Consider the following 19,939-nt stretch of genomic DNA (forward strand, 5'->3'; position numbering starts at 1 on the left):
ATGTCCGAAGCACTGATCGACAGGTCTGATCCTCTGGAGCGGCAAAACGGCAAGCTGCTCAAGATCATTGAAGTGCTCATGCGCCGGGTCGAGCAGGTGACGGATGACGGGGGCGTCGCCTATGCGCATTTCGAGCGGGCGGTGATTCTGGAAGATCAGATCAGCGAACGCACCCGCGATCTGGAACATGCGCTGGACCTGCTCAACGACTCGAATGCCCAACTGGCGCAGGCGATCCGACAGGCGGAGCGGGCGCGCTCGGATCTCGCCAATGCCATCGAGACGATTCAGGAGGGATTCGCACTGTTTGACAGTGACGGGCGGCTGGTGCTGCATAACAGCCGCTTTGGCATGTATATGCCCGATCTGGTGGTCGAGTTGCGCCCCGGTCTGGAGTTTGCCGATTACGTGCGCCACGCGAGCCAGAGCCGGTTTCTGGAACTGCCGGACATGCAGAGTCGCGGCGATTGGACGGCGCGGCGGATGCAGTTGCATCAGGAAAAGCATGTGATGTTCAACCTCAACCTGACCGGCGATTGCTGGGTTCAGGTCAGCGAACATCGCACCCGCGACGGGCAGACGGTGATCCTGCAAACCGATATTACCGATATCATCCGGCTGGAGCGGCGCGAGCGTGGCAAGCTCCTGGACGATCAGGCGCAGTTGATCCGGGCGACGTTGGAACACATTGATCAGGGCGTTTGCATCTTTGACCGCGGCGGGCAGTTGCTTGGCTGGAATCAGAACGCGGGCAGCATGTTGTCGATCCCGCTGTCCCGGTTTCGGGTGGGGATCGAATTCGATGTGATTCTGCGGCGGATCGGCAGCGATTTCGAGATCGAAGGCGGTTTGACGGCGCGTGACATTGCGGCTTGGGTGGCGGCGCAGGATCGGCGCGCGCCGCTGCGGTTCTACATGCGCAGTGGCGAGCACAAGACGCTGGATGTCTTTGCCCGGCAGATGCCCGACCGGGGCTTTGTGATCAGCTTTTCGGATGTGACGGCGGAGCGCGCAGCGGCGCGGGCGCTTGCGCATGCCAATGAGCGGCTGGAACAGCGGGTACGCGACCGCACGCTGGAGCTGGAGGACGCGTTGGCCAAGGCCGAGCGGGCCAATGCCTCGAAATCGCGGTTCGTCGCGGCGGCGAGCCATGATTTGCGCCAGCCGCTGTCAGCGGCGCGGCTCTACCTTGCGTCGCTGCATGAGGAATTGGCCAGCGACGATCACCGCGTGTTGATGGACAAGGCGCAGCGGGCGCTGACCAGTGTCGAGGATATCATCGACGCGCTGCTTGATATTTCCCGGCTCGAATCCGGGCATGTCGAGGTGGATGTGACCCATGTTCCGCTGCGCAGGATCATGGACCAACTCAACGACGAGTTCGCTCCGATTGCTGCGCTCAAGGGGTTGGACCTGCGCTATGTGCCGTGTGACGCTCTGGTCGAGAGCGACGCAAGCTATCTGCGCCGTATTCTGCAGAACCTGATCGCCAATGCGATCCGCTATACCCCGTCGGGAAAGGTTCTGGTCGGCGCGCGGCGTCAGGGGCGCAATCTGCGGCTTGAGGTGCGCGATACAGGGCCGGGGATTGCGCTTGCGGATCAGGACCGGATTTTCCAGGAGTTTCACAGGCTGGATGCGCATGTGAGCGCTGCCGAGGGGATGGGTCTTGGTCTGGCTATCGTGGACCGGGCCTGTGCGCTGTTGGGGCATCCGCTGGAGTTGCGGTCTGATCTGGGTTGTGGCGCTTGTTTCAGTGTGACCGTGCCTTTGGTTTATTCCTTTTGGTCAGGTCAGGACGCGCGCAGTCTCAATCCGCATGGCGGAGCGCGGGCATCGCTGGAAGGGCGCATTGTTCTGTTGATCGAGAATGACCCTGATTTGCGGCAGGCGATGACCTTGCTCTTGCGCAGTTGGGGGGCGGATGTGGTGGACGCGGCCAATCTGCCCGAAGCCTTGACGCAACTGGCCGATCTTGGGCTGAGCCCGGATGCGATGCTGGTGGATTACGAGTTGGATGGCGGCGTGCGGGGGCCCGATGTCGTGGCGCAGATCATTGCGCGGCACGGCTCGATTCCGGCGCGGATCATCACCGGGCATCTGAGCGCCGATGTGCGCGTGCATTGCCAAGCGAGCGACCTTACCGTGCTGTCCAAGCCGATTGATCCGACGCAGCTCGAGGCGTTTCTGATGGCGTTCGAGCGGTAGGGGCAGTGCAGTCCGACAATTGAAAGGACCGCCCGGAGGCGGCCCTTTGATAAGCGTCGGACAGGCGATCAGAGCGTGAGGCTGGGGATGATCTGTTTTTTGCGGCTCATGATGCCTGGCAGGACCACCGCGTCACCTGTGACGGTCGCACCAAAGCTCTTTTCCGCCAAGGTTTTCACCAGATCGTTGGGGACGAGCAAGGTGGCTTCTTCTTTGAGGATGTCGACCACAAACAAGAGCACCTGATCAACGCCGTCCTCGGTGGCGACGGTTTTCATGCTGTTCATCAGGCTTGCCTTGCGGTCGAGCACGATGGCGGGCGACGTGGTTTCCAGAACCGAGACACGGAATTTCGTGCCTGCGACCTCGTATTCCTTGGAATCCATGCGCAGCAACTCTGCGTCGGAAAAGGCCGAGACATCTGATTTGGCTGCGAACATTTCGGCCGCGTAGTCGGGAATGGAGATCCCGAGATCGGCTGCGAGCTTTTCGGCTACGGCGCGGTCATGCGGGGTGGTCGTCGGCGAGCGGAATTCAAGCGTATCGCTGAGGATGCAGGTCAGCGCGGTGGCCTTGGCCCAGTCGGGCATTTTGGCTGCGTCATCGCCCATCAGGTCGAGCATGATCGTTGCGGTGCAGGCCAGCGGCCTTACGGTGATGTCGATCGGGCCTTTGGTTTCCAGACCGCCGACCAGTTTGTGATGGTCGATGATCGCCTGAATATCGGCATTGTTCACATTGGCGGGCAGTTCCGCCGGGTTGTTGGTATCGACAATCACGCAGGCCTGACCGGCGTCGATGTCGGAAATGATGCGCGGCTTGGGCAAGTCCCATTTGCGCAAGAGAAAGGCAGCCTCGGTATTGGGTTCTCCCAAGAGCACGGCTTCGGCCGCGGTGCCCTGTACCTCGTTGAGATACCACGCCCAGAGGATGGGCGATCCGGTGGAGTCGGTGTCGGGGGATTTGTGGCCAAAAACGAGGGTGGTCATGCGGGGATTCCTGTGGTTAAGACGGGTTTGCGCGCCTTATAGGGGGCCGCGCAGACTTTGTCACCCGGTCGATGCTGCGCTGCGGCATAAAATCCCAAGGATGCTGGTGGCCAAAGGCATGATTTTATCCATCAAAGCTGTTGACTCCCTCGGGCGCACTCCCTAGCTATGCGGCGTTAGCACTCGAACCCCATGAGTGCTAATGATCCCCGTAGAGGGATCACTAGGGAGTAACTTTGAGCCAAGGAGCCTCAGAGATGGCATTTAAACCGCTGCATGACCGCGTGCTTGTCCGCCGCGTTGAAAGCGAAGCTAAAACCGCGGGCGGGTTGATCATTCCCGACAGCGCCAAAGAAAAACCGAGCCAAGGCGAAGTTGTTTCCTGCGGCGATGGCGCCCGCAAGGACAATGGCGAGCTTATCGCAATGGCCGTCAAGGCCGGCGACACCATTTTGTTCGGCAAATGGTCGGGCACAGAAGTCACGGTTGATGGCGAAGAGCTGTTGATCATGAAGGAAAGCGACATTCTGGGCGTGATCGCGTAAGGGTATTCCCCCTCACGCTGATCTGACCGGAACTTAAACACGGGAGCACCTTATAATGGCTGCAAAAGACGTACGCTTTAATACAGACGCCCGCAATCGCATGCTCAAGGGCGTGAACATCCTGGCCGACGCGGTCAAGGTGACACTGGGTCCCAAGGGCCGCAATGTGGTTCTGGACAAATCCTTTGGCTCTCCGCGCATCACCAAGGACGGTGTATCGGTTGCCAAGGAAATCGAGCTGGAAGACAAGTTCGAGAACATGGGCGCGCAGATGGTGAAAGAAGTCGCCAGCCGCACCAATGATGAGGCCGGCGACGGCACCACCACCGCGACGGTTCTGGCGCAAGCCATCGTCAAGGAAGGTATGAAGGCGGTTGCCGCCGGCATGAACCCGATGGATCTCAAGCGCGGCATCGACCAGGCAACGAGCAAGGTTGTAGAGGCCATCAAGGCCGCATCGCGCCCCGTGAACGACAGCGCCGAAGTTGCGCAGGTCGGCACAATCTCTGCCAATGGCGAGTCCGAAATCGGTCGTCAGATCGCAGAAGCGATGCAGAAGGTCGGCAACGAAGGTGTCATCACCGTCGAAGAGAACAAGGGCCTCGAGACCGAGACCGATGTGGTCGAAGGCATGCAGTTCGACCGTGGCTATCTCAGCCCCTACTTCGTGACCAACAGCGACAAGATGATTGCCGATCTGGATGATTGTCTCATCCTGCTGCACGAGAAGAAACTGTCGAGCCTTCAGCCGATGGTGCCGCTGCTCGAGCAGGTGATCCAGAGCCAGAAGCCGCTCTTGATCATTGCCGAGGACGTCGAAGGCGAAGCGCTGGCGACTCTCGTGGTCAACAAGCTGCGTGGCGGTCTCAAGATTGCGGCTGTCAAGGCCCCCGGCTTTGGCGATCGTCGCAAGGCGATGCTGCAGGATATCGCCATTCTGACCGGCGGTCAGGTGATCTCTGAAGATCTGGGCATGAAGCTCGAGAATGTCGGCATGGACATGCTTGGCTCTGCCAAGAAAATCTCGATCACCAAGGATGCGACCACCATCGTTGATGGTGCAGGCGAGAAGGCCGAGATCGAAGCACGGGTCAGCCAGATCCGTCAGCAGATCGAGGACACCACGTCTGATTACGATCGCGAAAAGCTGCAAGAGCGCGTGGCCAAACTGGCCGGTGGTGTTGCCGTGATCCGCGTTGGCGGCATGACCGAAACGGAAGTGAAAGAGCGCAAGGACCGCGTCGATGACGCGCTCAATGCAACCCGCGCAGCCGTGCAAGAAGGCATCGTTGTCGGCGGTGGCGTGGCTCTGGTTCAGGCTGCCAAGAAACTGGCTGGTCTTGAGGGTGAAAACAGCGACCAGAACGCCGGGATCGCCATCGTGCGTCGCGCGCTGGAAGCGCCGCTGCGTCAGATCGCCGAGAATGCTGGTGTTGACGGATCTGTCGTCGCGGGCAAAATCCGTGAGAGCGAAGATCCCAAGTTCGGCTACAACGCCCAGACCGACGAATATGGCGACATGTTCAAGTTTGGCGTCATCGACCCGGCCAAGGTTGTCCGCACCGCGCTTGAGGATGCCTCCTCGATCGCTGGCCTGCTGATCACCACCGAAGCGATGGTGGCCGACAAGCCGCAGAAGGAAAGCTCTGGCGGCGGTATGCCCGACATGGGCGGCATGGGCGGCATGATGTAAGCCACCCTTGGTAATATTCTAACGGATCGGGGCTGCCTTCGGGTGGCCCCTTTTCTTTGGACGGTGGCACGGCATCAAAGATGTAACCCAAACACCGAAAATTCCCCATTCCACAGATCGAAATCCGCGATACTCTACGCCTGTTAAACAAGTTCAGCAGGTGGTTTCCAATGCAAAAGCAACTGGCCGAGTTCATCGGCACTTTCACTCTTGTTCTCTTTGGCTGTGGGGCGGCGGTGCTTGCCGGGGGCGATATCGGCCTTGCGGGCATCAGCTTTGCCTTCGGCTTTGCGCTGATTGGCATGGCCTATGGCATCGGTCCGGTGTCGGGCTGCCATATCAACCCTGCTGTCTCCTTGGGGGCGGTGGCGGCGGGCCGTATGTCTCTGTCCGAGGCGGCGGGCTATATTGTGGCGCAGATCCTCGGCGCTTTGGCTGGCGCGGGCGTTTTGATGCTGATCGCCAGCGGCAAGGCGGATTACAGCGTCGCACAGAACGGGCTGGGCCAGAATGGTTGGGGTCCGGGCTATCTGGGCGAATACGCCATGACCGCGGCCTTCATTTTCGAGGTGGTGGCGAGCTTTCTCTTCATGGTCGTGATCCTTGGTGCCACTGGCAAAGGCGCGCCGGCCCATCTGGCGGGGCTGGCCATCGGCGTTGCCCTTGTGGTGATCCATCTCGTCGGCATCAACGTGACGGGTGTTTCAGTCAACCCGGCGCGCTCGATCGGGCCTGCGGTATTCGTGGGTGGCACGGCGCTGGCGCAACTGTGGCTCTTTATCGTGGCCCCGGTGATTGGCACCGTGGCGGCAGGGCTGCTGTTTCGCAGCGGCCAGTTGGATGCGCAAAGCTGAGCCACCGGTATCTGGGGTCGCCCAAGGGCGGCCCCATCCCGGCACCGGCATGATCCGGCGGCAAGGTCGGAATTTGAGTATTTGCAGAACGATGAAGGCGGGCGCTTTCACGATCATCTGACTATACCCCGCGCGCGAGAGCGGGTAGCAAAGGGCCATGCGCCTCTTTCTCTTGACCACCCTCACCCTGATCGCCTTTGCCGCCAATTCGGTGCTGAACCGAATGGCCTTGGCAGGGGGAAGCATAGATGCGGTCAGTTTTGGGGTTATTCGCCTTGTCTCAGGCGCGGTGATGTTGGGTGTCTTGTGTCTGGTGTTGCGTGGTCGGGTGCAGCTTTTGGGGCCGGGGCGTGTGGTTGGGGTGCTATCGCTTCTTGTCTATCTTTATGGGTTTTCCTTGGCCTACCGGGCGCTTGATGCCGGTCTGGGGGCACTGATCCTGTTTGGCGTGGTGCAGATCACCATGTTTGCAGGCGGTCTGCTCGCGCGGGAGGCGATGCCGGTCCGCCGCTGGACCGGGGCCGGGCTGGCCTTTGGCGGGCTTGCGTGGCTGCTCTGGCCCGGAGCGGGACCACAGGTGAGCGTCTTCCATGGCCTCTTGATGGCGGCGGCCGGCGTGGGTTGGGGTGTCTATTCGTTGAGCGGAAGACGGTCGGGCGACGCGTTGATGGCCACAGCGGCGAATTTCATCTGGGCTGCCCCCGTGGGCCTATTGGTCGGCTGGTTGGTGCCCAAGGGCGCGGAGGGGATCGTGATCGGGGCTCAGGGCGTTGTGCTCGCGGTGCTGTCGGGGGCGGTGACATCCGGTCTGGGCTATGCGCTCTGGTATAGTCTCTTGCCCCGGCTGGCCGCCTCGGTTGCGGCGGTGGCGCAGCTGACCGTGCCGATCATCGCCATGGCCGGTGGAATGCTCTTTCTGGGCGAGGCGCTGAGCGCGGAATTCGTGCTGGCAAGCGCGCTGGTGCTGGGTGGCGTCGCGGTTTCGGTGATCCCAAGGCGTGCTCAGGGGCCGACGATTTCCTCGAGTGGATCGTAACCCATCCCGCGTTGAAAGGCGACGCGCGCCAGACTGTCGGGCTTGACCCGCAAGTCCTCCATGTCAGTCTCTGTCACCCAACGCCTGCGGCAGACGATGCGTTCGGGATCGCGCCAGTCGTCCGAGAGCGTGCCTGCAACCACCGTGCAGCGAAAGAACACCTCGACCTGATGAAAGCCGGTGCTGGGCGCATGAAACTCGTTGATCAGGCAGGGGGTGCCGACGCGGATTGTGAGGCCGGTTTCTTCGTGAACCTCGCGCATCAGGTTGTCGGGCAGCGAGGTGCCCGCTTCGACCCCACCGCCCGGCGCACACCAGAGCGTGCTGGCGGCATCGGCATAGGCATTGACCAGCAACAGCCGCCCCTTGTCCACAATCACGGCGCGGGCGGCGAGGCGAGGCGAGGGCATGGGCGGACCTGACATATGGGGCGTTGCGGTCAGAGGGTATGCGGCACGAGGCCGGCTGAAAAGGGGTTGTGTTTGGACCCGGCCTTGGTCCAGCTTGCGCGCAACACATGGAAAGGATCCAGCATGGCAAAGAACACGCGCAAAGGGGGGCAATTGTTGGTGGAGTGCCTGTTGGCGCTTGGGGCGCGGCACAGTTTCGGCGTGCCGGGAGAGAGCTATCTTGCCGTATTGGATGCATTGCATGACACTGCCGGGCGGCTCGATTTCACGCTCTGCCGACAGGAGGGCGGTGCTGCCTATATGGCGGCGGCCTATGGCAAGCTGACGGGCCGTCCCGGCATCGCTTGGGTCACGCGCGGGCCGGGGGCGACCAATGCCTCGATCGGGGTGCATACCGCGATGCAGGACAGCGCGCCGATGATCCTCTTTGTCGGCCAGGTGGGCACCGATATGAAGGGGCGCGAGGCGTTTCAGGAACTGGATTACCGTGCCGTGTTTGGCACGATGGTGAAATGGGCGGTCGAGATTGATCAGGTGGGTCGCATCCCCGAGATCGTGGCGCGGGCGTGGAAAACCGCTGTGACGGGCCGCCCCGGTCCCGTGGTTGTGGCGCTGCCCGAGGATATGCTGACCGATGTGACCGAGGTGCGGCCGCTCTCTGGGCCGGGGACGTATCCAGAGCCGGAACCGGGTGCAGAGGCCATGGCGCGGGCGCGCGACATGCTGGCCGGGGCCCAGCGACCACTCATCCTCTACGGCGGCTGCAACTGGACAGAGGCCGGTCGCGCAGATTTGGAAGAATTTGCGGCGGGGTCCGACATCCCGGTCGTCTCGGTCTTTCGCTATCAGGATCAGTTCGACAATCACGCGCCGGTTTTTTGCGGCGAGGCGGGTGTGGGCATGGTGCCCAATGTGCGCCGCCTCTTGGCTGAGGCGGATGTGATTCTGGCGATCAACAATCGGTTTGGTGAAAACTCCACGGATGGTTACACGGTCTTTGACCTACCCGAACCCAAGCAGCGCCTCATCCATGTGCATGGCTCTGATCTGGAACTGGGCAAGGTCTATCAGCCGCAACTGGGCATTCAGGCGGGGCCGAATGGCTTTGTGCGTGCGCTGAACGCGGGCGGGCCGGTCGCGGGTGATTGGGCCGCTTGGCGGGCAGAGGCGCGCGCAGGCTATGAGGCGGGGTTTGATTTGCCGGACCTGCCTTCGCCTGTCGATATGGGCAAGGTGACAGCCCATCTGCGCGAGGTGCTGCCCGCGGATGCGATCATCACCAACGGTGCGGGAAATTTCGCGATCTGGTCGGGGCGGTTCCTGAAATACGGGCCTCAAATGCGCCTTCTGGCCCCGCAATCGGGGGCCATGGGCTATGGCGTCCCGGCGGCGATTGCCGCCAAAGTCATGTATCCGGAGCGGCGCGTGGTCTGTTTCGCGGGCGACGGTGATTTCCAGATGACCTGTCAGGAATTGGCTACAGCCGCGCAGGCGGGCGCACAGCCGGTGATTTTGATCCTCAACAATGGCATCTACGGCACCATCCGTGCCCATCAAGAGCGGACCTATCCCGAACGCGTCTCGGGCACCGATATGGTCAACCCGGATTTCGCGGCCCTGGCGCGCGCCTATGGATTTCACGGTGAACGGGTGGAGCGGACCGAGGAGTTCGCGGACGCCTTTGTGCGCGCCTGCGCCTCGCCCACCGGTGCTGTGCTTGATCTCGTGATCTCACCCGAGGCGCTGACCCCGCGGGTGACGCTGAGCCAGATGCGCGCGGCGGGGCTGCGCAAACGGGACGGCGCGTAGCCCCTGTTCAGCGCGCGCATTTGCGCCTATGGGGGCGACATGAGCAGAGTGACCATCCTTGCGGGCCTAGTCTTGGCCTTCTGGACCACGGCGGCGCGGGCCGATTGCGTGGTGCTCTTGCATGGGCTGGCGCGCTCTGATGTGTCCTTTGTGATCCTGCAAGAGGTGCTTGAGGCGCGCGGCTATGATGTTTTCAGCCCCGATTACCCGTCGACCGAAGAAGAAATCGAGCGGCTTGCGCGTGAGACACTGCCCTTTGCCGTGCGGGTCTGTGGCGACACACGGGTGCATTTCGTCACGCATTCCATGGGTGGCATTCTCTTGCGGCTCTGGCTCCAGAAAAATCGCCCCGACCAGATGGGCCGGGTCGTGATGCTGGCCCCGCCCAATCATGGCAGCGAATTGGTGGATGAACTGGGCGGTCTCGAGCTTTTTCGCTGGCTCAACGGTCCTGCGGGGCTGCAACTGGAAACCGGGCCGGGCGGCGTGCCGGAAAACCTGCCGCCGGTGGATTTCGAGTTGGGGGTGATCGCCGGCACCCGCTCGCTCAACCCCTATTTTTCCAGCCTGATCGACGGGCCGGACGATGGCAAGGTCTCGGTCGCCTCGACAAGGGTCGAAGGCATGGCGGATCACATCACCCTGCCGGTGACGCATACATTCCTGATGAACAACCCGCTCGTGATCGCGCAGATCGGGGAATTTCTGGAGCATGGGCAATTCGACCATGGCCTGAGTTTGGGCGATGTTCTGTTTGGGCGGCGTGGAGGATGAGCGTGCTGACTGTGACATTGCGCGGGGCGCAGGTGCTGCGGCCTGACGGGCTTGAGAATGGGGATTTGTCCCTCAGCGACGGGCTTGTCACCGATGCGCCTGAGGGCCGAGAGATTGATCTAAGCGGATACATGGTTCTGCCCGGCCTCGTCGATGTGCATGGTGACGGGTTCGAGCGGCATCTGGCCCCCCGGCGCGGTGCGATGAAGGATCTTGCCCAAGGCATGATCGCGACCGAGGCGGAACTGGCCGCCAATGGCATCACCACCGCCGTTCTGGCGCAGTTCTATAGCTGGGAAGGTGGGATGCGCGGTGCGGAGTTTGCGGACCGTGTGTTCGACGCGCTCGGAGAGGTGCGGGGCAGGGTTGACACGGATTTGCTGGCGCAATTGCGGTTCGAGATGTCCTTGCTTGAGGATTATGATGCGGTGCTCGAGATGGTAGCGCGGCATGGCATCGGCTATGTTGTGTTCAACGATCACCTGCCGCATGCGGCATTGGCGGCGGGCAAGCGGCCTCAGGGGTTGACCGGGCAGGCGCTTCGGATTGGGCGCAATCCCGAAAAGCATCTGGAGTTCATTCAGGGATTGCATGACAGAATAACCGAGGTCGGGCCTGCGTTGGAACGGTTGAGTGCTGGGTTGCGCGCGCAGAGTGTGCGGTTGGGGAGCCATGATGACGGGACCGCCGAGGCGCGGCGCGTGGCGCGGGCGCGCGGCATGACGATTGCCGAATTCCCCGAGACACTGGAAGCCGCCGAAGAGGCGCGCGCGGGTGGCGATAGCGTCATCATGGGCGCCCCCAATCTGGTGCGTGGTGGGTCACACAAGGGCAATGTCAGCGCGGTCGATCTGGTGGCGATGGGCCTCGTGGATGCGCTGGCGTCGGATTATCACTACCCCTCGCTCAAGCGCGCGGCGTTTTTTCTCGCGGATGGCGGGGTTTGTGATCTGGCAACGGCATGGCGGCTTGTCTCGCGCGGTCCGGCAGAGGTGCTTGGGCTGGAGGATCGCGGTGTGTTGCAGGCGGGATTGCGGGCTGATCTGGTGGTCATCGAGCCCGAGACACGGCGTGTGATGGCTACGCTTGCGGGCGGGCGTGTGAGCTATATGGCGGGCGAGGTGGCACGGCGCTTTGTCGGGTAAGGGTCCAGGTTTGTTATGGCCGTGGTCAACGCGCGCGCCGGATCGTTTCTGTGGGGCCGCTGCGCAGGCGCTCTCACCGGCCCACTGCGTAACGCAGCGTTTCGGGGTGACAAGATCGTAGGCCCAAGCCATGGTGCGAGGCAGCCAAGGGAGGTCAGCCATGTCCGAATATCCGCATCTTCTAAGCCCGCTCGATCTGGGACATGTGACGCTGAAAAACCGCGTGCTCATGGGGTCCATGCACACGGGGTTGGAGGAAACCCGCGACTGGAACCGGGTGGCGGAGTTTTATGCAGCGCGCGCGCGGGGCGGTGTCGGTCTGATGGTTACGGGTGGCATGGCGCCCAATCGCGAGGGGGGCGTGTTTCCCGGTGCGGCGGGGCTCTTTACGCCCGAGGATATCGCCAATCACCAGATCGTCACGGACCGGGTGCATGAGGCAGGTGGTCTCATCGCGATGCAGATCCTGCATGCCGGGCGCTATGCCTATGGCAAGGAATGCGTGAGCGCCTCGGCCATCAAGTCGCCGATTTCACCCTTTACGCCCAAGGCATTGGATGAGGACGGGATCGAGAAACAGATCGCTGATATCGTCACCGCCGCAACCCGTGCGCGCGAGGCAGGCTATGACGGGGTCGAGATCATGGGGTCTGAGGGGTATTTCCTCAACCAGTTTCTTGTGACCCATACCAACAAGCGCGAGGATCGCTGGGGTGGCTCTTATGAGAACCGTATGCGCCTGCCGATCGAGGTGGTGCGCCGGGCGCGGTCGGCGGTGGGGTCTGACTTTATCATCATCTACCGGCTCAGCATGATTGATCTGGTGCCGGGTGGCAGCACCCATGACGAGGTGGTGCAACTGGCGCAAGAAATCGAGGGTGCGGGTGCCTCGATCCTCAACACCGGCATCGGCTGGCATGAGGCACGGATCCCCACGATTGCGACGAGCGTGCCGCGTGCGGGTTTTGCCTGGGTCACGAAAAAGCTGATGGGCAAGGTGGGGATTCCCGTCATCACCTCGAACCGGATCAACACGCCCGAAGTGGGCGAGGGGGTGCTGGCGGAGGGCGCTGCCGATATGGTCAGCATGGCGCGGCCGTTTCTGGCGGATGCGGAATTCGTCAACAAGGCGGTGGCGGGACGCAGCGCCACGATTGCGCCTTGCATCGCGTGCAATCAGGCGTGCCTCGATCACACATTCTCGGGCAAGCTGACATCCTGTCTGGTCAATCCGCGCGCCTGCCATGAGACGGAATTGGTGATTGCGCCTGCGACGGTGTCCAAGCGGATTGCGGTGGTTGGTGCGGGGCCTGCGGGCCTTTCGGCGGCGATTACGGCGGCGGAGCGGGGGCATCAAGTGACGCTCTTTGATCGCGCGGCGGAACTGGGTGGTCAGTTGAACATGGCCAAGGTCATCCCTGGTAAGGAAGAGTTTCGCGGGTTGGTGGACTGGTTCGGCACCATGGTTGCCGAATCGGGCGTCGATCTGCGGCTGGGGCACGAGGTGCGTCCCGAGGATTTGGACGGGTTTGACGCCGTGATCATCGCCACCGGCGTTGTCCCGCGCGATCCGGGTATCCCGGGGCAGGATGCGTCGAATGTGGTGAATTACATCGACGTGTTGCGGGGGGGCGCAGAGGTGGGTCGCCGTGTGGCGGTTGTGGGCGCGGGCGGCATTGGATTCGACGTGTCCGAATACCTTGTGCATGAGGGGATCAGCCCGACCGAGGATATCGCGCTCTGGCGCGCCGAATGGGGCGTGGGCGATCCGGCAGAGGTGCGCGGAGGTCTGTCGCCGCAGGGGCCGCAGCCAGAGCCGCCCGCGCGCAAGGTCACGCTCTTGCAGCGCAAGGCAGAAGCCCCCGGCAAGCGTTTGGGCAAAACAACGGGCTGGATTCACCGTGCCGCGCTCAAGATGAAAGGCGTCGAGATGATCGGCGGCGTCAATTACGAGCGCATTGACGCGGCGGGGTTGCATGTGAGTTTTGGCGAGGCGCGTGAACGCCCGACGCTGATCGAGGCGGATACTGTCGTGCTCTGCTCGGGTCAGTTGAGCGAGCGCAGCCTGGCCGACGCTCTGGAGGCGCGGGGCGTCACGGCACATGTGATCGGCGGCGCGGATCTGGCCGCCGAACTTGATGCGAAACGCGCGATTGACCAGGGCACGCGGCTGGCTGCCGCGCTCTGACGCGGCTTATTCGACGGTGATCGTGATCACCTCGGATACCACCGGCGGATCGTGGGGCACATGGTTCAGGTCGCCCATGACCAGTTGTAACGTATGGGTGCCCGGTGCCAGATCCAGCGTCACCTGTGTCTGGCCGCCGCCGAAATGGCGGTGGTTGTCATCGGCGGGCAGACCCACGTTCAGCTCCTCGGTACCGTCCGGCCCTTCACCCAAAGGCGGGCGGTTGACCAGCACGTGATGATGCCCGGTCGCCTCTTTTTCGGTGCCGGCAGGGGCCACGCCCATGCCTTTGAGGCCAAAGATGACGGTGACCGGTGCCGTGACGGTGGCGCCATCCTCGAGATTGACGAAATAGACCTCGGCCCCTTCGGGTGCGGGGGTATCCCCGGCGAAGAGGGGGCTCGTGAGGCTCAGAAAGGCGGCGGCAGTGAGTGTAATGATGCGCGTCATGGTAGCTCCTCCGATGGATATGGTAACATAAGTGGTGCGTTGACGTATCTCGTCAACAATCACAGCTTGGTGTTTCCATGTTTCCAGCTGGCGAACGATGACGACGAAATCCAGATATTGTCTGGCAAGCGCCCCAGTTGTGCCCGATTTTCCCGTCACAAAGATCTTCAAGACGCAACTCAGAGGTACGAGTATGGATCGCCTGACCGAGATGGAAGCCTTTGCCACCGTGGTGGATCAGGGTGGATTTACTGACGCAGCCCGCAAGATGGGCATTTCCAAATCCGCCGTGTCCAAGCACGTGTCGTCGCTGGAGGCCCGTTTGGGGGCAAGGTTGCTCAACCGCACCACGCGGCGGGTGAGCCCGACAGAGATTGGGCTTGCCTATTATGATCGGGCATTGCGGGTTCTGAATGACGCGGGCGAGGCGGATGCGCTGGTGAGTTCGATGCAGTCGGACCCGTCGGGCCTGTTGCGGATTTCCGTAGCCACAGATTTCGGGGTCAATCATCTGAGCCCGGTGTTGGGAACATTCCTGGATGAATTCCCAGACATCACTGTAAATATGGTGCTCAACAATCGCTATGTCGAGCTGATCTCCGAAGGGTTTGACATGGCGGTGCGCATTGGCGAGTTGGAGGACAGCACGCTGCGCGCCCGCAAGTTGACAGAGACCACCAAGCGGATGATCGCCAGCCCGAATTACTTTGAAAAATACGGGCGGCCGCAGAAGATTGACGATCTCAACGAACACAAGCTCTTGCATTATTCGAGTCAGGCAGGTGGCGCGGTGTGGAAACTGACCGCGCCCTCCGGGGAAAAGCGGCAAGTGCGCACGGCGGGGGGGCTCAGCGTCAACGATGGTCAATCCCTCCTGAATGCTGCGATTTCGGGGCTTGGTATCGCTTATCTACCCTCGTTTCTCTATTCGCGTGCCATGGCCGATGGGCTGATTGAAGATGCCATGCCTGATTTGCCGCTGGAATTGCAGGGCATTTATGCGGTCTATCCGCCGGGTCGGTTCACCCAACCCAAGGTGCGGGCCTTTATTGATTTTCTGGTCCATCAATTCGCGGACAAGGGTCCGGTGGACTGGTAACGACGTCCTCCTCGCACTCTTTGGCGGGTACTTCCCCGGCTGCGGTTTGATCCCCGCGCCGGGGTTTTTCTTGGGCTCTGAGAGCTTGCACAGCGGCTGTGCGGGCAGTCACGGTTGCCAAATGCCGTGTCGCGCACCAGTTTGTGCGCGGAACGTTTATAACCCTTGAGAGGATTTCAGATGGCAAACCCGAAGCTCTTGTTGATTTCAGGATCGCTGCGCAAAGGATCGTATAACCGCATGCTTTTGGCCGAGGCGGCAGAGGCCTTTGGCCCGGCGGATGTGAGCGAGGGCGATCTGGCGCTGCCGCTTTATGATGGCGATCTGGAAGAAGCGGAGGGCGTGCCGGACGCGGTGAAGCACCTCGTCCAGCAGATCAAGGATGCGGATGCCGTGGTGATCGGAGCGCCGGAATACAACAAAGGTATCACTGGCGTGCTCAAGAATGGTCTGGACTGGATCAGCCGGGTGCCGGGTGCGGCCTTTAAGGATAAACCCGTCGTGGTGGTGTCCGCCTCTGCGGGGCGCACCGGGGGCGAGACCGCGCAGTTCATGACGCTGTCTTGCCTTACCCAGTTGCAAGCGCGGCTCTTGCCCGGCACGGCTGTGTTGATTGCCGGGGCGATGAACGCGTTTGACGATCAAGGTAAGCTCAAGGATGAGATGTCACGCAAGCTCTTGACCGAGCGGATGGCGGTCTTGCGTGCAGAGGTGGCGTAAATGAAACGGGCCGCCCGTCATGGGCGGCCCGATCTGTCAGGCGGGGGCGATCAGACGTCGAGCCAGACCTGCTCGTAATGCATTTCGCGGAATTGATGCGCTTGCACGCCCTTGACCTTGTCGGTGTGGTGCAGCGCCTGATTGCGCCAGAACGGCTGGATCACCGCACCGCTGTCTTGCAACATCGCTTGCAGCTTGGCGGAATATTCGCGGCGCTTGTCTGCGTCAAAAATGCCGAGCGCCTCGTCAAGCAGGGCATCGAACTCTGGGTTGGCGTGCCCGGATTCGTTCCACGCTTCGCCTGATTTATAGGCCAGTGCCAGCACCTGCACACCCAAGGGGCGCGGCCCCCAGTTGGTGGTCGAGAACGGATACTTGGTCCAGTCGTTCCAGAAGCTCGAGCCGGGGATCACGGTCCGCTTGACGTTGAAGCCGGCCTGACGCAGTTGCGCGCCGATGGCATCGGTGGTCGTGGTGCGCCAATCGCCATCAATCGAGATGATGTCGATCTCTGTATCGCCATGGCCCGCAGCGCGTGCCATTTCGATGGCCTTGGCCGGGTCTGCCGCGATAGCGGGCAGTTCGGCATATTCCGGGTGGAACGGGGCAACGTGGTGGTTTTCCGCAGGCACACCCTCGCCATTGATCGAGATCGCCAAGAGCACGGCATTGTCGCAGGCCAATTGAATGGCGTTACGCAAGTCTTTGCTGTCATAGGGCGCGGTATCGGCGCGCATGCGGGCGACGATGGTGTTGGCCGTGGGTTTGGACTGTTTGGTCAGGCCAAGTGCGTCGTAGGATTCGATGAAATCGGCCGTGGATTCGTCGTTGATGTCGATTTCGTCGCCGTCAAACGCAGCAACGATCGAGGCGTTGTCCTCGCCAAAGTCGATAAAGCGGATGCCGTCGAGATAGACATCGCCGCCCCACCATTTGCCATTCTCGCGGCGCTTGTATTCCGCAGCAACACCGATCTCGATCGAAACAAGCTCAAACGGGCCGGTGCCGATGGGGGCTTTGGCCAGATCGCCATCTTCTCCAAAGCTCGAATGCACACAGAGCGCGGGATAGTCCGACATGCCCGCGATGATGGTGATATCAGGGCGCGGCAGGTTGAGGCGAACGGTGAAATCATCGACGCGCTCGATGGCGCCATCAATGGCCTTGTTGGTCTCGGGGTCGATCAGAGTGCCCATGCGCGAGGCCATGGAATTGCCCTCGACCGCCTTGTCGCACCAGCGGTTGAGATTGTAGATGATGTCATCTGCGGTAAAGGCGTCGCCGTTGTTCCAGACCGCATTCTGGCGCACTTTGAGCGTGTAGGTCTTGGCGTCGTCGCTGACCTCCCACGCTTCGAGCAGCATCGGCTGAAAGGTGAAATCCGAGGCCCAGCGGACCATCGGCTCGCAGAATTGACGGGCCAGGTTGCCCGGCTCGGACCACGCATATTTGCGCGGGTCGGTGATGTCCATTACCCGGCTGGCCACGCGCAACACGCCGCCTGTCTTGCCCTCTTGAGCATAGGCGGGGGCGGGTGCCGCAAGGCCAAGGAGGCCATAGGCTGCCGCAGAGGATGCGCCGAAGGTCGAAGCAAGCGCCACGAATTCGCGGCGGCTCATCTTGCCGGCGCGGGTGTCCTCGGCCATCTTGCGGACGACCGGGCGCACGTTGTCGTGCGAGGTGTCATTGGTCATTATCTTCTCCCTGTTGAATTTGTTGTCGGTGTGCTGTCGTTTTTGAACAGTCTTGCCGGTAGTGTTAGCAGGGTCCGTGCCCTGCGCCAGTGTTTTTTGAACGTGCCGCTGTCATTCGGTTTATACCGCTCCGCCAGCCCATCCCGAGCAAGAGACTATCGCGATTCGATCCCATGGATCGCCTGTTTGCGACAAATGCCCGCCAAAATGGCTTGAGGCGCGGACAAGCCGAGGCTAGATGAACGACAAAGGAGCCTTGCGCATGAGCCTCAACACATTTGGTCATCTGTTTCGTTTCACCACTTGGGGCGAAAGTCACGGCCCTGCCTTGGGTGCTACGGTCGATGGTTGCCCGCCGGGCGTGGCGCTGGATGAGGCAATGTTGCAGCTCTGGCTGGACAAGCGCCGTCCGGGCCAGAACAAGAACATGACGCAGCGCAACGAGCCCGATGCGGTGCGCATCCTCTCAGGCGTCTACGAGGGCCAGAGCACGGGCACGCCGATCCAGTTGATGATCGAGAACACTGATCAACGCTCGCGTGATTATGGCGAGATTGCCAAGACGTTCCGCCCCGGTCATGCCGATATCACCTATCACCTCAAATATGGTCTGCGTGATCCGCGCGGTGGCGGGCGGTCTTCGGCGCGCGAAACAGCGGCGCGGGTGGCAGCGGGCGGTGTGGCGCGGGCTGCGCTTGCGGCCTTGGTGCCGGGGATCGAGATCAAGGGCTATATGGTCGCCATGGGCGAGATGGAGTTGGACCGCGCGCGGTTCGATTGGGACGCGATTGACGGCAATGATTTCTGGCTGCCCGATGCGGCGGCGGCGCCTGCGTGGGAAGACTATCTGCAAGCGCTGCGCAAGAAACACGATTCGGTTGGCGCGGTGATCGAAGTTGTCGCGCGCGGCGTGCCTGCGGGGCTTGGCGCGCCGATCTATGGCAAGCTGGATACGGATTTGGCCGCCGCGATGATGTCAATCAATGCCGTCAAAGGCGTCGAGATTGGTGAAGGCATGGCCGCCGCGCGCCTCACGGGTAGTGCCAATGCCGATGAGATTTTCATGGGCGAGAACGGCCCGGAATTCGCCTCGAACCATGCGGGCGGTATCCTTGGCGGGATTTCGACAGGTCAGGAAATCATTGTGCGGTTTGCAGTCAAACCGACATCATCAATCCTGACCCCGCGCCAGTCGATCACTGTGGATGGCCAGCCCATCGAGGTTGTGACCAAGGGGCGACATGATCCTTGCGTCGGTATCCGCGCGGTGCCGGTGGGCGAGGCGATGATGGCCTGCGTGATCCTCGATCACCTGCTTTTGCATCGTGGGCAAGTGGGGGATGGGCCGCGCGGCAAGATTGGATAAATTGATCTCAGTCTATGGCAGGCGCTTTTGCCGTGACAGTTGCACCGCCAGAATACCGCCCATGATCACCAAGACGCCGATCAGATCGCCAAGTCGCAGCGCCTCATTGAGCAGCATCGCGGCGATGGCGACGCCAAAGAATGGGTTGAGAAAGTGAAAGGTTGCGGCGCGGGTGGCGCCGATCCGCTCGACCAAGAGAAACCAGACCAGCGTGGCGGCGAGGCCGGGGATCAGCGTGGTGTAGAGGAAGGCCAGAATAAGCCGCGCACTCCACTCGACCACGAAAGGCTCGGTCGCAAGGCCAACCGTGCCCACCAGAACCGCCCCGACGATCATCTGAAGCCCGACAACCATCAGGAAATTCCCACCCGAGGCCGCACCGCGCACGGATAGGGTGGCAAAGGCCAGTGCAAAAACCGCAATCACGCAGAGGCCGACACCGTAAAAGTCCATCCCCCCCTGAAGCCGTGCGCCCATGATGATCACCACCCCGGCAAGTCCGGCAACAAGCCCGAAGATCCCGATCTTGCCAAGCCGCTCACCAAGGAATGCCCAGCTGATCAGCCCGACCAAAAGCGGCACGGTCGAGGCTATGATCGCGGCAAGCGAGGCCTCGATCGTCTGCATGGCGACAAAATTCAGGCCGAGATAGAGCGCATTCTGACAGATTCCGAAAATGATCGTGGCGCGCCATTGCGCCCGTGTCAGACGCCACGTTTGCCCCAGTAACAGGGCAATGGCTATGCCGATCAGGCCCGAGATCAGGAACCGAAGGCCAAGCGCGGTGAGCGGCGGCGCGGCAGAGACAATGATCCGCGCCGAGGTGAAAGCCGAGGACCACATGAGCGCAAAGCCCAGCCCCATGAGGATTGCCCGGATATCCATGTGTTTGCCTGCCCTGATTTCTGCGCGCGTTTGGCGCGACCATTCAGGAATTACCAGTGGGGTTCAAGGGGGCA

The 19,939-nt window shown here is 61.7% G+C and carries 17 protein-coding genes; 12 read left to right on the plus strand and 5 right to left on the minus strand.

What is annotated here, in order from left to right; all coding sequences use genetic code 11:
* Entirely contained in the window at positions 1 to 2,208 is a 2,208-nt protein-coding gene (locus tag ROS217_RS08640; protein WP_009817334.1) for a hybrid sensor histidine kinase/response regulator, read from the plus strand.
* 68 nt (positions 2,209 to 2,276) lie between these two features.
* On the opposite strand, the gene ROS217_RS08645 is transcribed toward ROS217_RS08640, so the two are convergent.
* A complete protein-coding gene (locus ROS217_RS08645) occupies positions 2,277 to 3,197 on the minus strand; it encodes a manganese-dependent inorganic pyrophosphatase (protein ID WP_009817335.1) in 921 nt (306 codons plus the stop codon).
* A gap of 257 nt (positions 3,198 to 3,454) precedes the next feature.
* Here ROS217_RS08645 and ROS217_RS08650 point away from each other — a divergent pair, with 257 nt between their 5' ends.
* The 4 genes from ROS217_RS08650 to ROS217_RS08665 all read left to right on the plus strand — a co-directional run bounded on the left by ROS217_RS08650 (position 3,455) and on the right by ROS217_RS08665 (position 7,325).
* Positions 3,455 to 3,742, plus strand: coding sequence for a co-chaperone GroES (locus ROS217_RS08650; protein ID WP_009817336.1), 288 nt, complete (start codon positions 3,455 to 3,457; stop codon positions 3,740 to 3,742).
* A 55-nt stretch (positions 3,743 to 3,797) separates the two neighbouring features.
* Positions 3,798 to 5,435: a chaperonin GroEL gene (groL, locus tag ROS217_RS08655; RefSeq protein ID WP_040650461.1), complete on the plus strand. Its 1,638-nt coding sequence runs from the start codon at positions 3,798 to 3,800 to the stop codon at positions 5,433 to 5,435.
* Between the two features lie 170 nt (positions 5,436 to 5,605).
* Positions 5,606 to 6,289, plus strand: a complete 684-nt coding sequence (locus tag ROS217_RS08660; protein WP_009817338.1) for an aquaporin — start codon at positions 5,606 to 5,608, stop codon at positions 6,287 to 6,289.
* 157 nt (positions 6,290 to 6,446) lie between these two features.
* Complete coding sequence (locus tag ROS217_RS08665; protein ID WP_009817339.1) at positions 6,447 to 7,325, plus strand: DMT family transporter; 879 nt, start codon at positions 6,447 to 6,449, stop codon at positions 7,323 to 7,325.
* Here ROS217_RS08665 and ROS217_RS08670 read toward each other — a convergent pair.
* Positions 7,292 to 7,735 (minus strand): NUDIX domain-containing protein, encoded by a 444-nt coding sequence (locus tag ROS217_RS08670; RefSeq protein ID WP_040650462.1) that lies wholly within the window; start codon positions 7,733 to 7,735, stop codon positions 7,292 to 7,294. The genes ROS217_RS08665 and ROS217_RS08670 overlap by 34 nt on opposite strands.
* Before the next feature lie 123 nt (positions 7,736 to 7,858).
* On the opposite strand from ROS217_RS08670, the gene ROS217_RS08675 reads away from it, so the two are divergent.
* The 4 genes from ROS217_RS08675 to ROS217_RS08690 all read left to right on the plus strand — a co-directional run bounded on the left by ROS217_RS08675 (position 7,859) and on the right by ROS217_RS08690 (position 13,651).
* Entirely contained in the window at positions 7,859 to 9,544 is a 1,686-nt protein-coding gene (locus tag ROS217_RS08675; RefSeq protein ID WP_009817342.1) for a thiamine pyrophosphate-dependent enzyme, read from the plus strand.
* Positions 9,545 to 9,583: 39 nt separating this feature from the next.
* Positions 9,584 to 10,318: an esterase/lipase family protein gene (locus tag ROS217_RS08680; RefSeq protein WP_009817343.1), complete on the plus strand. Its 735-nt coding sequence runs from the start codon at positions 9,584 to 9,586 to the stop codon at positions 10,316 to 10,318.
* On the plus strand, positions 10,315 to 11,463 hold the full coding sequence (locus ROS217_RS08685; RefSeq protein WP_009817344.1) for an alpha-D-ribose 1-methylphosphonate 5-triphosphate diphosphatase: 1,149 nt from the start codon (positions 10,315 to 10,317) through the stop codon (positions 11,461 to 11,463). Before ROS217_RS08680 ends, ROS217_RS08685 begins: the two co-directional genes overlap by 4 nt.
* Positions 11,464 to 11,623: 160 nt before the next feature.
* Entirely contained in the window at positions 11,624 to 13,651 is a 2,028-nt protein-coding gene (locus tag ROS217_RS08690) for an NADPH-dependent 2,4-dienoyl-CoA reductase (RefSeq protein ID WP_009817345.1), read from the plus strand.
* Positions 13,652 to 13,657: 6 nt separating this feature from the next.
* Here ROS217_RS08690 and ROS217_RS08695 read toward each other — a convergent pair whose 3' ends face one another.
* Positions 13,658 to 14,101, minus strand: coding sequence for a DUF4399 domain-containing protein (locus ROS217_RS08695; protein ID WP_040650464.1), 444 nt, complete (start codon positions 14,099 to 14,101; stop codon positions 13,658 to 13,660).
* A 193-nt stretch (positions 14,102 to 14,294) separates the two neighbouring features.
* On the opposite strand from ROS217_RS08695, the gene ROS217_RS08700 reads away from it, so the two are divergent.
* Together ROS217_RS08700 and ROS217_RS08705 are read left to right on the plus strand one after the other, a co-directional pair.
* A complete protein-coding gene (locus ROS217_RS08700) occupies positions 14,295 to 15,200 on the plus strand; it encodes a LysR family transcriptional regulator (protein WP_009817347.1) in 906 nt (301 codons plus the stop codon).
* 180 nt (positions 15,201 to 15,380) lie between these two features.
* Positions 15,381 to 15,920 (plus strand): NADPH-dependent FMN reductase, encoded by a 540-nt coding sequence (locus ROS217_RS08705; RefSeq protein ID WP_009817348.1) that lies wholly within the window; start codon positions 15,381 to 15,383, stop codon positions 15,918 to 15,920.
* A 50-nt stretch (positions 15,921 to 15,970) separates the two neighbouring features.
* On the opposite strand, the gene ROS217_RS08710 is transcribed toward ROS217_RS08705, so the two are convergent.
* On the minus strand, positions 15,971 to 17,614 hold the full coding sequence (locus tag ROS217_RS08710) for an ABC transporter substrate-binding protein (protein WP_009817349.1): 1,644 nt from the start codon (positions 17,612 to 17,614) through the stop codon (positions 15,971 to 15,973).
* A 262-nt stretch (positions 17,615 to 17,876) separates the two neighbouring features.
* Here ROS217_RS08710 and aroC point away from each other — a divergent pair, with 262 nt between their 5' ends.
* Positions 17,877 to 18,980 carry a chorismate synthase gene (gene aroC, locus ROS217_RS08715; protein ID WP_040651257.1) on the plus strand — a complete coding sequence of 368 codons (1,104 nt, stop codon included), beginning with the start codon at positions 17,877 to 17,879 and terminating at the stop codon, positions 18,978 to 18,980.
* Positions 18,981 to 18,992: 12 nt separating this feature from the next.
* Here aroC and ROS217_RS08720 read toward each other — a convergent pair whose 3' ends face one another.
* A complete protein-coding gene (locus ROS217_RS08720; protein ID WP_009817351.1) occupies positions 18,993 to 19,865 on the minus strand; it encodes a DMT family transporter in 873 nt (290 codons plus the stop codon).
* Between the last annotated feature and the right edge of the window lie 74 nt (positions 19,866 to 19,939).

It is taken from the genome of Roseovarius sp. 217 (assembly GCF_000152845.1).
Lineage (GTDB): Bacteria > Pseudomonadota > Alphaproteobacteria > Rhodobacterales > Rhodobacteraceae > Roseovarius.